Below are 13,147 nucleotides of genomic sequence, written 5' to 3' on the forward strand. Positions count from 1 at the left end.
CAGTCGCCCCGCCGGACTCCGGCGCACCACAACGGCACCGGTGCGGCGGCCGGAATTCACCCGTCCGGCCCAGCGGACAGGGGGTTCAGCGCCGGCGCACGAGCGGGAAGGGCAGCGTCTCACGGATCGTCAGACCGGTGAGGAACATGACGATCCGGTCCACGCCGAGGCCGAGGCCGCCGGTCGGGGGCATGGCGTAGGCGAGGGCCTGGAGGAAGTCCTCGTCCAGTTCCATGGCCTCCGGGTCGCCGCCGGCGGCCAGCAGCGACTGCTCGGTGAGCCGGCGGCGTTGTTCGACGGGGTCCGTCAGCTCCGAGTAGCCGGTGCCGAGTTCGGTGCCGAAGGCGACGAGGTCCCAGCGCTCGGCGAGCCGGGGGTCGGTGCGGTGCTGCCGGGCCAGCGGGGAGACGCCGGTCGGGAAGTCCTTGTAGAAGGTGGGCGGTCCGGTCCGGTGCTCGACCAGCCGCTCGTACATCTCCAGCACCACGTCACCGGGTCCGTCGTCGGCGGTGTACGGCACCCCGGTGCGGTCGCACAGCCGGTGCAGCCGCAGCAGTTCGGTGCCGGGGCCGATCTCCTCCCCGACGGCCTCGGAGATCGCCCCGTGGACGGTCCTGACCGGCCAGGTCCCGGAAATGTCGTACTCCGCGCCGTCCTTGCGGGCCACCGGGGAGCCGAACGCGGCGGTCGCCGCGGCCTGCACCAGTTCGCGGGCGAGGTCGAGCATGACGTCGTAGTCGGCGTGGGCCTGGTAGGCCTCCAGCATCGTGAACTCGGGGTTGTGCTTGTGGGAGACGCCCTCGTTGCGGAAGGTGCGGCCCAGCTCGAAGACCTTCTCCAGGCCGCCGACGCACAGCCGCTTGAGGTACAGCTCGGGGGCGATGCGCAGGTACAGGTCGAGGTCGTAGGCGTTGATGTGGGTGGTGAAGGGGCGGGCGTTGGCGCCGCCGTGGATCTGCTGGAGCACCGGGGTCTCGACCTCCAGGTAGCCGCGGTCCAGCAGTTGCCGGCGCAGGGCCTGTACGGCGGCGGAGCGGACGCGGAGGACGGCGCGGGCGTCGGGGCTGGTGATCAGGTCCAGGTGGCGGCGGCGGACCCTGGCCTCGGGGTCGGTCAGGCCGCGGCGCTTGTCGGGCAGCGGGTGCAGGCACTTGCCGGTGAGCTGCCAGGAGGTGCCGAAGACGGTGGGTTCGCCCTTGTCGGACAGGCCGGCGCGGCCGGTGACGGTGATGTGGTCGCCGATGTCGGTGCCGGCGGTGAAGCGGTCGAGGTCCGGACCCGAGCCGTCGCGGGTGAGGGCGATCTGGTGGTCGCCGGACCAGTCGCGCAGCACGGCGAAGACGATGCCGCCGAAGTCACGGACGAACAGGACGCGTCCGGCGACGGTGACGTCCGTGCCGGGGGTGACGTCGGCGAGGGCGTGGGTCGGGGCGGGGACGCCGACCGGGTAGGGGTCGGTGCCGGTGGCGCGCAGCCGGTCGAGGGTGCGGTACCGGACGCGGACCTGGTCGGGCAGGTCCGCGTCCGGGGCGGCGGGCCCGGTCCGGTCCCCTCCGTCGGGGCCGAGCGCCGGCGCGGACGGAGGGAGCACCGCGGTGGCGGGCCGCCGTCCGGTCCCCGGGTGCCCCTTTCCCCAGAGTGTGCGCAGGCTGGGTACGGAGACGAAGCCCTCGGCGATGCCGGAGGCGATGCCGATGCGGGCGAGGGAGCCGGTGTCGCCGTAGCAGAGGAAGCGCGGGTACCACTCGGGGCGGTACTTGGCGTTGGAGCGGTACAGCGCCTCCAGTTGCCACCAGCGGGAGAAGAACAGCAGCAGCCGGCGCCAGAGCCGCAGGACCGGTCCGGCGCCGATGCGGGCGCCCTCCTCGAAGACCGAGCGGAAGACGGCGAAGTTCAGCGAGACGCGGCGCACGCCCAGTTTCGGCGCGGCGGCGCACAGTTCGGCGACCATGAACTCCATGACGCCGTTGGGCGCGGCCCGGTCGCGGCGCATCAGGTCCAGGGAGACCCCGTGGCGGCCCCAGGGCACGAAGGAGAGCAGGGCGAGCAGCCGGCCGTCCTCGCCGAGGGCCTCGACGAGCAGGCAGTCGCCGTCGGCGGGGTCGCCGAGCCGGTCCAGGGCCATGGAGAATCCGCGTTCGGTCTCGGTGTCCCGCCAGGCGTCGGCCTTGCCGACGATCTCCTCCATCTCGCGTTCGGTGAGGCTCGCGTGGCGGCGGATGCGGCAGACGGCTCCGGTACGGCGGACCCGGTGCACGGCCTGCCGGGTGACGCGCATGTCGCGGCCCTTCAGGTCGAAGGAGGCCACGTGCACGATGGCCTCGTCGCCGAGTTGGAGGGCGCCCAGGCCCGCGCGGGCATAGGCGCGGGCGCCGGCCTCGGAGGCGCCGATCACCGCGGGCGCCCAGGCGTGCCGGCGGGCCACGTCCAGCCATGCGTCGATGGCGTGCGGCCAGGCCTCCGGGTCGCCGACGGGGTCCCCGCCGGCCAGGCACACGCCGGCCTCGACGCGGTAGGTGACGGCCGCCTTGCCGCTGGGCGAGAAGACGACGGCCTTGTCGCGCCGGGTGGCGAAGTAGCCGAGGGAGTCCCGCTCGCCGTACCCGCCGAGCAGGGCGCGGATGCGGGCCTCCTCGTCGCCGTGCAGGGCGGCCTCCAGGCGCTGTGAGCGGAACAGCGTGGCGGCGGCGTTGAGCAGGGCGAGGGCGCCGAACAGGCCGAGCAGGAAGGTGATCTCGTGCGGGGGGCGGCCGCCGAAGGAGCCGGCCGAGACCAGCCCGCCGCACACCCGGTCGGCCGCCCAGGCCAGGTGCTGGCCCGCCGGGAGCGTGCCCGGGAAGAGCAGCACCAGGCCCCAGCCGAGCAGGATCGCCAGGGCCAGCCCGGCCAGCAGCACGGCCAGGGCCCGCCGGACGGCACCGTGGCGGGAGGCGGCGTAGAACTCGTGGCGGGCCAGGACCAGCAGGAGCAGCAGCAGTGCGCACAGGCAGAGGGACGGCAGTGACGCGGCGTACAGGCCGGCGGCCGCGCCGAGCGCGTCGGTGAGGACGAGCAGGCCGAGATAGACGACGACCAGCCACCAGGCGACCTTCTTGCGGGCGGCGGTGGCGCCGGCCAGCAGGAACAGGAAGACGGCGTAGGCGAGGTTGGCGCTGATGGGGACCAGGAGGAGGTCGAGGGTGCGGACGACCGGGCGGAGCGGGCCGCGCAGCGGGGAGACGACCGCGAGCAGGGCGCACAGCAGGCCGAGGGCGGCGAACAGGGTCGCGAAGGCCTCCGGGACCCAGCCGAGGCGCCGGCCGGCGGGCGGGCGTGCCGGGGCCGTGGCGTCCCTGCCGGCGGCGGGCTCCGCGGTGGCGGTCATGGTTCCGACTCTAGGAAGCGGCGCGGCGGCTCGCCCGTCGAGCGGTCCGGGTGGCCGCCGCGTCCTGGAAGGAGGAGTTCCGATAGCCTCACGGCCGTGACGGAACAGCACGAGCGGCACTCGCCCGCACACCGGTTCGAGCGGGGCACGGACGGCCCGAAGGTCATCGTGGTCGGCGTGGACGGCTCCGACTCCTCGATGCGGGCCGCCGCCTACGCGGCCGGTCTGGCCCGGCGCCAGCACGCGCTGCTGGCGGTGGTGTACGTGCAGCCGGTGCTCGCCGCCGGGGCGGCGCTCGGGGCGCCGGTGGCGGAGACCACCGACGAGATCGCCGAGGACCTGGTCGCGCAGATCCGGGCGGGCGCCGAGCGGCTCAAGGGGATATTCGAGGTGCGCTGGGAGTTCCACACCTTCCGCGGGGATCCGTACGGCGGGCTGGTCAAGGCGGCGGACGAGCTGCGGGCGGACGCGGTGGTGGTGGGCGCCTCGGAGCAGGCCGGCCACCGGATCGTCGGCTCGGTGGCGGTCCGCCTGGTGAAGACGGGCCGCTGGCCGGTGACGGTCGTGCCGTAGGACGCCAAGGTCACCCGGCGCCCCCGGTGGCCGCGGGCGGTGCCGCCGTGCGTGGCGTCTTCCCTGCGGGTCCGCGCTGAGCCATCATGATCCGCCGTCAGCCGTTTGCCGTCGGCGAAGAGGTGAGGCGTATGGCCAAGCTCCGTGCGGGTGAGGGGATTCTCCGCCGCAAACCCATCGAGCACATCGAGGAGACCGAGGTCGGCGAGGGCACCGGTCTGGACAAGTCGCTGGGGCTGTGGCAGCTGACGGCCATCGGCGTCGGCGGCATCATCGGCGCGGGTGTCTTCACGCTGGCCGGCACGGTGGCGAACGGCACAGCGGGGCCCGCGGTGCTGGTGTCCTTCCTGATCGCCGGTGTGGCGAGCGCGTGCGCCGCGATGTCGTACGCCGAGTTCGCCGGGCTGATCCCGAAGGCGGGCTCGGCCTACACGTACGGGTACGCGGTGCTCGGCGAGTTCGCGGGCTGGTTCATCGGCTGGGACCTGCTGCTGGAGTACACCGCGATCGTGGCCGTGGTGGCCATCGGCATCTCCGGCTACTTCGGCTTCCTGGTGCAGCAGATGGGCGCGCACCTGCCCGCCTGGATGCTGGGGGCGCCCGGCACCGGCGCCGGGCACCGGGTCGACCTGTTCGCGGCCGTCCTGTGCCTGCTGATCGCGTGGCTGCTGAACCTGGGGATCCGCAGCGCGGCCCGCTTCGAGACGTTCGTGGTCGCGCTGAAGGTGCTGGTGGTGCTGCTGGTGATCGGCGTGGGCCTGATGCACATCGACTCGGCCAACTACACCCCGTTCTTCCCGTTCGGCCTCAGCGGGGCGTTCACGGGCGCCGCGACGGTGTTCTTCGCGGTGTTCGGCTACGACGCGATGTCGACGGCGGCCGAGGAGTCCAAGGACGCCCTGCGGCACATGCCGAAGGCGATCATCTACTCCCTGGTGATCTCGATGGTGCTGTACGTGGCGGCCTGCCTGGTGCTGACCGGCATGCAGAACTACAAGGACATCGACAAGGAGAGCGGCTTCTCGACGGCGTTCAAGTCGGTGGGACTGAACGCGCTGGCGGACGTGATCGCGGTCGGCGCGATCATCGGCATCCTCACGGTGATGTTCACGTTCATGCTGGGCGTGACCCGCGTGTGGTTCTCGATGTCCCGGGACGGGCTGCTGCCCCGGTGGTTCGCCAGGACGCACCCGACGCGGCACGTGCCGACCCGTGTGACGTGGATCGTCGGGGTGGCCTCGGCCGCCATCGCCGGCCTGGTGCCGATCGGCGAGGCGGCCGAGCTGACCAACATCGGCATCCTGCTGGCGTTCGTGGTGGTGTGCGCGGCGGTGATCGTGCTGCGCTACCGGCGGCCGGAGCTGCCGCGTTCCTTCCGGACGCCGGGGATGCCGGTGGTACCCGCGCTGGGTGTCGTGTTCTCGCTCTGGCTGATCACGTTCCTGCAGTGGCAGACGTGGGTGCGGTTCGCGGTGTGGTTCCTGATCGGCTGCGGGATCTACTTCGGCTACTCCTACCGGCGCTCGGCGCTGGCCACCGGGGGGTCCACCGGGGGATCCACCGGGCGGCCCGCCGGGCAGGGCTGATCACACGGGGCTGATCACGCTGGGCTGATCACTCCGCCATGACCAGGCCGTCCTGGGCGGCCCCCCGGCTGAGCACGACGTCCCTGATGCGGTCGCGCACCGCCTCCAGTTCGGCGCCCTGGTCGATGGCGTGGTTGAGGTCGAGGACGCGGCCGGCGTCGAGGTCGTACAGCTGCGGGACGAACTCGGCCTTGGTGACCCGCCATGCCTGACCCGGCCGGGCGGGCGGGGCGAAGGTGAAGCGGGCGAGGGTCGACTCGTTGCCGCGCGGGTCCTGGACGCCGTCGCTGTTGTACATCTCGCCGGCGATCTGGTCGCCCATCCCGTAGACCACCCAGGTGCCGTTGACCTTCTCGTAGGCCTGCGGGACATGGGCGTGGGTGCCGAGGATCAGGTCGATGTCCGGGTGGCCGTCGGTGGCCGAGGCGGTGAGCCGCTGGGCGAGGCCGAGCTGGAGCCGGTCCGGTTCGTCCTGCCACTCGGTGCCCCAGTGCACGGAGAGCACGACCACGTCGGCGCCGCCCCGCCGGGCCGCGCGGGCGTCGGCGATCATCCGGTCGGCGTCGATCAGGTTGACCGCCCAGGGCTGTCCGGGTGGCATCGGGTTGCCGTTGGTGCCGAAGGTGTACGACAGATGGGCGACCTTGGCCGAGCCCGCCCGCAGCATGGTGACCGAGCGGGCCTCGGCCTCGCTGCGGGCCGTGCCGGAGTGCCGGAGCCCCGCCTTGTCCATGGCGTCCAGGGTGCGCCGGATACCGGCGGCGCCGTCGTCCAGGGCGCGGTTGGAGGCGGTGGAGCAGCCGTCGTAGCCGGTCGCGGCGAGGCCCGCGGCGATCTGCGGCGGAGACTTGAAGGCGGGGTAGCCGGCGTAGTCGCCGTCGGCGCCGTAGACGGTCTCCACGTGACACAGCGCCAGGTCGGCGCCGGAGACGACCGGCGCGACGCCGGCCAGCATGGGGCGGAAGTCGTGGCCGTTGCCACCGGCGTCGTAGGCGGCCCGTTCGATGACGGAGGTGTGCGGCAGGACGTCCCCGGAGGCGACGAGGGTGAAGCCGCCGGGCGCGGCGGGCGCCGGGTGTCCCTGGGCGCCGGTCTCCCGGTTCTGGTTCTGGCAGGCCGCCCCGGCCGCGAGGACCGCGGTCAGGGCCAGCGCCACCTGCTGTCTGCGTCCGATCATCAACTCACCCCAAGATTGTCGTATATACAGACGAAGCCGTGACGGGCATATGGGTATGAATCTGATGTGCCGGATAAACAGCCCGGGTGGTGTCATTAGCCCGTCCGGTGTCCCGGCGTACCGTCCGTCCGACCGTTCGCCGACGCGATCGACCGTCCGCCGCACGACCGGCCCCGCCCCCTGTCCGCCGGGCCGCGCCCTGCGCTGCGATACGGGCCATGACGGCCGGAACCACACTCACCCACGGGACGACGACCGCCGAGCACGAGCTGGCCACGCTCCAGCGCGAGCACGGCGGCCCCCTGTTCGCCCTGCTGTACCGGCTCTGCGACGGGGACCGGCAGCGCGCCGAGGACCTCGTGCAGGAGACCCTGGTGCGCGCCTGGCAGCACCCCGAGGCACTGCACGCCGACGGCTTCGACTCGGTACGGCCCTGGCTGCTCACCGTGGCCCGGCGGCTCGCCATCGACGCCCGGCGGGCCCGGCAGGCACGGCCGCCCGAGAGCGGCGACGAGGTACCGGAGAACGCGCGGGTGACCGCCGACCACGCCGAGCGGGCCGCGGCGGCGCTCGACGTCCGGGAGGCTGTGAAGACACTCACGCCCGAGCACCGTGACGTCCTGGTACTCGTGTACTTCCTCGGGGCCAGTGTGGCGGAAGCGGCGCAGACCCTGGGCGTCCCACCCGGTACGGTGAAATCCCGCGCGTACTACGCGCTGCGCGCCCTGCGCCGGGTCCTTCCCGGTTACACGGCCGACCTGCGGTGAAACCGGAAGCCTGGTCAAACCTCGGTAAAGCGCCTTGCTGTGGCCCCCGTTCGGGCAATGGGCTGTCCTCATCCGCGTTCCGGTCGGGGGCGGTCCCGGGGGCCGGGTGACGCGCACGCACCGGAGGAAGGCAGGACGGGATGCTGCACAGAGGGCACGAGAGCACGGACGGCACCGACGGCGGTGAACTGGCCGTACCCATGGCCTGGTTGTACGCCGAGTACATCGCCGACGAACTGCTGCGCACCGGCGATCTGATGCCGCCGACGTCCTTCGAGTTCCGGGCCGGCCGGGACGCGCTGGCGCTGACCGTCTTCCTGTCCGACACCGACGGAGAGCTGTCCGGGATCCGGGTGATCTCCCAGCTGGAGAACTGGCTCTCGCTGACCGCCTACGACCAGCCGTGGCGGGACTGGGTGCGGGCGCGCATGGCCGAGCTGGCGCGGCGGGCGGCCGGCTCCGACGCCCCGGACCCCGATCTGGCGCTGGCCGCCGACGCCTGGCGGTGGCTGGAGGAGACCGAGCTGCTCGCGCCGGACCTGGACGCGGTGCCGGGCGGCGGGGTGTTCGGGGAGGACGACGGGCCGAAGGTGTGGACCCCGGCCTGGCGGCTCGGACTGCCCCTCGGGCACCTGGCGATCCACCTCTTCTGAACCAATCGGAATTCACACCAATCCGCGGGCCGGGCCGCTCCGAATCTCCTGCCGCGATTCTCCGCGCGGCTTGAGTGATTCGGCGGTCGGCTGCGTACGGGTGGGAGCAAGGAGTAACCCCACCCACACCCATCGGCACGAGGATTCGGCATGAGGTCCCTGGAACGGCATCGTGACGTCGGCGCGTACGCGCTCGGCGTGCTGAACGAGGCGGAGGCCTTCCGCTTCGAGGACCACCTCATGGAGTGCCCTCGCTGCGCGGCACACGTGACCGAATTCGGGCCCACGACCCGGCAGTTGATGCTGTACCGCCGGGCCACACCGCGCTTCGTGCACCCCATGGCACAGCCCGGTCCCCGGCTGCTGGACCGGCTGCTCGGCGAGCTGGCGCAGCGGCACCGGGCGCGGCGCCGCCGACTGCTGTACGGCCTGGCCGCCTCGGTGGTGCTGGCGGTGGCCGGCCCGGGGATCGTGGCCTTCTCCGGCCAGACCGAGGCGGCCGCGTCCCAGGTCACCGCGGCCACCGATCCGCGCACCGGGGTGTGGGCGCGGGTCACCTCCGCGGACCAGGACTGGGGCAGCGACCTGCGGCTGGAGGTCAGGGACGGCTCCGGGCGGCACACCTGCCGGCTGGTGGCGGTCGGCCGCGACGGCAGCGAGCAGGTCGTCGCCGGCTGGACCGCTTCCGGCGACGGCACCCGGCCCACCACCACGATGGGCGCAGCGGCCCTGCACCCGGACCAGATCGCGCGCTACGAGGTGCGTACGGCGCAGGGAGAGCGCCTGGTCACGGTGGAGGCGCGGTGACGGGCCCCGGGGGCCTCCGAGCCCGCGCGGCCCGGCCTCACTTCAGCAGGCGGGACAGCCGGCGGTCGGCCAGCGGCTTGCCTCCCGTCTGGCAGGTCGGGCAGTACTGGAGCGAGGAGTCGCTGAAGGAGACCTCGCGGATGGTGTCGCCGCACACCGGGCAGGGCTCGCCGGTACGGCCGTGCACGCGCAGGCCGCTCTTCTTCTCCGACTTCAGCCGGCCGGCCGCCACCCCACGGGAGCGCTCCACCGCCTCGGTGAGCGTCTCGCGCAGCGCCGTGTACAGCCGGTGGGTCTCCTGCGGGGTGAGGGACGCGGCGAGCTTGAACGGGGACATCCTCGCCGCGTGCAGGATCTCGTCGCTGTAGGCGTTGCCGACGCCCGCGATCAGCGACTGGTCGCGCAGGGCGCCCTTCAGCTGCCGCCGTTCGTCCCGGAGCAGGGCGGCGAAGCGGTCCTCGTCGAAGCCGGCGGCGAGCGGGTCCGGGCCGAGGCGGGCGATGCCCGGGACCTCCCGCGGGTCGCGGACGACGTACACGGCGAGCCGCTTCTGGGTGCCGGCCTCGGTCAGGTCGAAGCCCTCGCCGCCCTCCAGCGCCACGCGCAGCGCCAGCGGGCCCTTGCCGGGCTTCGGCGGGCCGTCCGGGAGCTGCTCCCGCCAGTGCAGCCAGCCCGCGCGGGCCAGATGGACCACCAGGTGCGGCCCGCCGTCCGTCTCGATGTCCAGGAACTTGCCGTGCCGGCGCACGGCCGTCACCGTGCCGCCCTCCACGGCGGTGAGCGGGGGGTCGTACGTCTTCAGGACGCTGACGGCGACCGGCAGCACCCGTACCACCCGGCGGCCGACCAGGTGCTCGGTGAGGAAGTCCGTCAGCGCTTCTACCTCGGGCAGTTCCGGCATACGTCCAGAGTGCCACCCGGCACCGACAACGCCCCGCGGTGGCGCCCGGCCGGTGCCTCACGGCAGCCGGAACTCGCACCACACGGCCTTGCCGCCGCCCCGCGCCTCCACTCCCCAGGCGTCGGCCAGCCGGTCCACGAGGAGCAGGCCGCGGCCGGACACCCGGCTCTCCCCGGCGTCCCGGCGCCGGGGCAGCGCGCTGGAGGAGTCCTCGACCTCGACGCGCAGCCGACGGCCGTCGCCGGACAGGGCCCGCAGGGTGACGATCGCGGAGCCCTCGGTGTGCATCAGCGCGTTGGTGATCAGCTCGTCGGCGGCCAGCTCGATCTCGTAGGCGCGTTCGCCGGCGCCCCAGGCGCGGACCGCGGCGCGGATCATGTGCCGGGCCTGGGTGAGGGCTTCGGGGTCGCCGGGCGCCACATGCTGGCGGAGCCGGCCGCCCGCGGGCGGCGTGTCGGGGGCGCGGCGGCGCAGCAGGAGCAGGGCCACGTCGTCGTCGCCGCCCCGTTCCTCGGCCAGCTGGATCAGCCGGTCGGCGAGGTCGCGCACCTCGGCCGGGCCGTCCGCGACGAGCGCGGCCAGGGCGCGCATGCCGTCGTCGAGATCGGCGCCGGGCTGTTCGACGAGCCCGTCGGTGCACAGCAGCAGGGTGTGCCCGGGATCGAGTTCGAGGGTGGCGACCGGGTACTCCAGCCGGCCGAACTCGGCGGACAGGCCGAGCGGCAGTCCGCCCTCGACGGTGACCCGGGCGCAGCTGCCGTCGCTGTGCCGGACCAGCGGGTCGAGGTGCCCGGCGCGGACCACCTGGACGACCCCGGTGGACAGGTCGGCCTCGGCGTACAGGCAGGTGGCGAACCGGTCGGTGTCGAGTTCGTGGAGGAAGACGGAGGCGCGGGCCATCACGGTGGCCGGGGTGTGGCCCTCGGCGGCGTAGGCGCGCAGCACGATTCGCAGCTGGCCCATGACGGCCGCCGCGTGCGTGTCGTGGCCCTGCACGTCGCCGATGACCGCGCCGACCCGGCCCCCCGGCAGCGGGATCAGGTCGTACCAGTCGCCGCCGATGTCCCGGCCCAGGGCGGCCGAGCGGTAGCGGACCGCGATGTCGGCGCCGCGGACGCTGGGGATGGTGCGGGGCAGCATGGCCTGCTGGAGGCCCTGGGCGAGGTCCTTCTCCTGTTCGTAGAGCATGGCTCGCATGAGGCTCTGCGCGATGCTGCTGCCCAGGGCGACCAGGACGGCGCGTTCCTCGGCGGAGAAGCCGCGCCGGTCGTCGTAGAGCAGGCCCATCGCGCCGATCGGGCGGGCCTGGGCGATCAGGGGCAGATAGGCGGCCGAGGTGATGCGCAGGTCGGTGAGGTGCGGCCAGAGGATCGGGTAGCCGGCGGCGAACTCCTCCGGGGACTCGATGAACCGGGGGCTGAGGGTGCGGACGACCTCGCTCATCGGGTACGGCTCGTCGATCCGGGTGATGCGGGTGCCGGGGACGGAGGCGCCCGCGGGCCCCTCGGCCACCAGCCGGATCCGGCCGGCCTCCACCAGGCCCATGACCAGGCTGGTCGCGCCCACGTGGCGGACGCCGTGGGTGTCCTTGAGGACGTCGATGACGTCCTGGACGCTGCGGGCGTGGGCGAGGGCGGCGGAGATGGCCTGGACGACGCTGGTCTGCTGCCGGAAGGCCTCGTCCTGGGCGGCGCGCAGGCTGCGGGCGGCGCTGTCGGCGAGTTCCCGGGTGGCGTCCCGGACGATGCCTACGACCCGGCGCGGGCGGCCGGTGTCGTCGCGCCGGATGTAGCCCTGGGTGTGCGTCCAGCGCAGGGTGCCGTCGCGCAGGCGGAGGCGGAAGTAGGTGCCGTAGTTCTCGCTGCCGTCCTTGATCGCGCGGGCGACGACCGCGTCCAGCCGGGCGGCCTCCGGCGGCGGCACCCGCGCGGCGAGGGTTTCCGGGCGCCCGTCGTACTCGTCGGGCCGCAGGTCGAACACCTCGAAGGCCTGGGCGTCCATGTGGACGAGACCGGTGTCGAGGTCCCAGTCGAAACTGCCCATGCGGTTGAGCGCGAGGATCGGGTCCGGGTGAGCGGGCCAGTCCTCCGGGAGTGACAGGGCGCTCGCTCCCCGATCGGCCATGGGGCCCAGACTGCCAGGATCCGGCGGATTCTTCGACTTGATCGGCGGGTGCGGCGGGTGCCGGGCGGCCGGGGGCGGGCGGGTCGGTCGGGGGCTCAGGCGCCTGGGCCGGCGGGAGCCGTGCCGGACGTGCCGGGGGAGGCCGCGCCGGTCGTGGCCGGGGCGGGCGTGCCCGATCCGGGGGCGGGTGGGTCGGCCGGGGTCTGGCCGGCCCCGGTGGGGCCGGTCCCGCCGGAAGGGGTGGGGTCGGGGTCGGGGTCGAGGAGCGGGGGGTTCGTCGCGGTGGTCCGGACCGGGGGGCCGGGGGGCGAGGGGGCTGGGCCGGTGTGGGTCGGGGAGGCGCTGCCGGCCGGGCTGGTGACCGTCGCTCCGGCGTCCGTCGGGTCGGGTGCGGGGACGACCCGGTCGCGGCGGACGTCGGTGCCCACCCGGCGTTCGATCCAGGTGCGGTGCGCGGTGTCGACGAGCGTGAGGCTGGTGACGGTGCGGGCCGCCGGGGTGACCACGACGACCTGGTTCGGCCGGTAGCCGGCCCACGGGGTGCCGCGGGCGCCGGCCCCGCCCTGGGTCGGCGCGGGCTCGTCGAGCGGGTTGCCGCAGGCGCAGCGCACCCGGGGAACGCCCCGGTCGTCCACGAGGACGGCGGTGCCCGCCTGGAGCACGGCCTGGTAGCGGAACGCCTCACGGTGCCGGTAGGCGTGGTTGGTGACGCGGGTGTCGGCGCCGAGGACGACCGGGGTCAGCCCGCGCAGGTAGCCGGGGAGCGCCGCCCGGGTGACGCCGGCCACCCCGGCGAAGGCGTCGGCCCTGGCCGGGTCCGCCGTCAGCCGGCGGATGTGCCGCTCGACGTCGCAGCTGGCGAGGCTCCGGGAGCCCCGGTACAGGCCGGGTGTCGCGCCGGACAGGGTGCGCGCGGCACGCAGCGGCGCCTCGACGTCGCCCGGCTGGACCCGGGCGGTGGCCCGGGGGGACGCGGGGCTTGGAGCACCGGTGTCGGTGGACTCGGTGAAGGGCTCCGGGCCCTGCTCGGTGGCGGCCTGCAGAAGGACCGGCTCCCCCGCCCTGGTCTGCTTGACGCCGGTGCCCGCGCAGCCCGCGGCCAGGAGCATCACGAAGAGCACGCAGGCCGTGCCGATGGATCGGGTGTGTATCCGCACCGCACACTCCGCATCACTGTGGGTGATTACGCCCTATT

10 protein-coding genes are annotated in these 13,147 nt (G+C 74.0%); 5 read left to right on the forward strand and 5 right to left on the reverse strand.

The window, feature by feature from the left end; all coding sequences use genetic code 11:
- Positions 1 to 85 precede the first annotated feature (85 nt).
- Entirely contained in the window at positions 86 to 3,364 is a 3,279-nt protein-coding gene (lysX, locus tag ACZ3ZD_RS14045; RefSeq protein WP_467396422.1) for a bifunctional lysylphosphatidylglycerol synthetase/lysine--tRNA ligase LysX, read from the reverse strand.
- A 96-nt stretch (positions 3,365 to 3,460) separates the two neighbouring features.
- Here lysX and ACZ3ZD_RS14050 point away from each other — a divergent pair, with 96 nt between their 5' ends.
- Positions 3,461 to 3,937, forward strand: a complete 477-nt coding sequence (locus ACZ3ZD_RS14050) for a universal stress protein (protein ID WP_467396424.1) — start codon at positions 3,461 to 3,463, stop codon at positions 3,935 to 3,937.
- Between the two features lie 131 nt (positions 3,938 to 4,068).
- Positions 4,069 to 5,523: an amino acid permease gene (locus ACZ3ZD_RS14055; protein WP_467396426.1), complete on the forward strand. Its 1,455-nt coding sequence runs from the start codon at positions 4,069 to 4,071 to the stop codon at positions 5,521 to 5,523.
- Between the two features lie 28 nt (positions 5,524 to 5,551).
- Here ACZ3ZD_RS14055 and ACZ3ZD_RS14060 read toward each other — a convergent pair whose 3' ends face one another.
- The gene (locus tag ACZ3ZD_RS14060; protein WP_467396427.1) at positions 5,552 to 6,700 is read right to left on the reverse strand and encodes a CapA family protein; all 1,149 of its coding nucleotides are present in this window, start codon (positions 6,698 to 6,700) and stop codon (positions 5,552 to 5,554) included.
- Positions 6,701 to 6,918: 218 nt separating this feature from the next.
- Here ACZ3ZD_RS14060 and ACZ3ZD_RS14065 point away from each other — a divergent pair, with 218 nt between their 5' ends.
- The 3 genes from ACZ3ZD_RS14065 to ACZ3ZD_RS14075 all read left to right on the forward strand — a co-directional run bounded on the left by ACZ3ZD_RS14065 (position 6,919) and on the right by ACZ3ZD_RS14075 (position 8,927).
- On the forward strand, positions 6,919 to 7,467 hold the full coding sequence (locus ACZ3ZD_RS14065) for a sigma-70 family RNA polymerase sigma factor (protein ID WP_467396429.1): 549 nt from the start codon (positions 6,919 to 6,921) through the stop codon (positions 7,465 to 7,467).
- A gap of 140 nt (positions 7,468 to 7,607) precedes the next feature.
- Positions 7,608 to 8,120, forward strand: coding sequence for a hypothetical protein (locus ACZ3ZD_RS14070; protein WP_467396430.1), 513 nt, complete (start codon positions 7,608 to 7,610; stop codon positions 8,118 to 8,120).
- Positions 8,121 to 8,270: 150 nt separating this feature from the next.
- Positions 8,271 to 8,927 carry a zf-HC2 domain-containing protein gene (locus tag ACZ3ZD_RS14075; protein ID WP_467396432.1) on the forward strand — a complete coding sequence of 219 codons (657 nt, stop codon included), beginning with the start codon at positions 8,271 to 8,273 and terminating at the stop codon, positions 8,925 to 8,927.
- A gap of 37 nt (positions 8,928 to 8,964) precedes the next feature.
- On the opposite strand, the gene ACZ3ZD_RS14080 is transcribed toward ACZ3ZD_RS14075, so the two are convergent.
- The 3 genes from ACZ3ZD_RS14080 to ACZ3ZD_RS14090 all read right to left on the reverse strand — a co-directional run bounded on the left by ACZ3ZD_RS14080 (position 8,965) and on the right by ACZ3ZD_RS14090 (position 13,109).
- A complete protein-coding gene (locus ACZ3ZD_RS14080; protein WP_467396434.1) occupies positions 8,965 to 9,828 on the reverse strand; it encodes an Fpg/Nei family DNA glycosylase in 864 nt (287 codons plus the stop codon).
- A 57-nt stretch (positions 9,829 to 9,885) separates the two neighbouring features.
- Positions 9,886 to 11,952 carry a SpoIIE family protein phosphatase gene (locus ACZ3ZD_RS14085; protein WP_467396436.1) on the reverse strand — a complete coding sequence of 689 codons (2,067 nt, stop codon included), beginning with the start codon at positions 11,950 to 11,952 and terminating at the stop codon, positions 9,886 to 9,888.
- A gap of 95 nt (positions 11,953 to 12,047) precedes the next feature.
- Positions 12,048 to 13,109 (reverse strand): DUF6777 domain-containing protein, encoded by a 1,062-nt coding sequence (locus ACZ3ZD_RS14090; protein ID WP_467396438.1) that lies wholly within the window; start codon positions 13,107 to 13,109, stop codon positions 12,048 to 12,050.
- Between the last annotated feature and the right edge of the window lie 38 nt (positions 13,110 to 13,147).

The organism is Streptomyces sp. NPDC023481 (assembly GCF_055560195.1).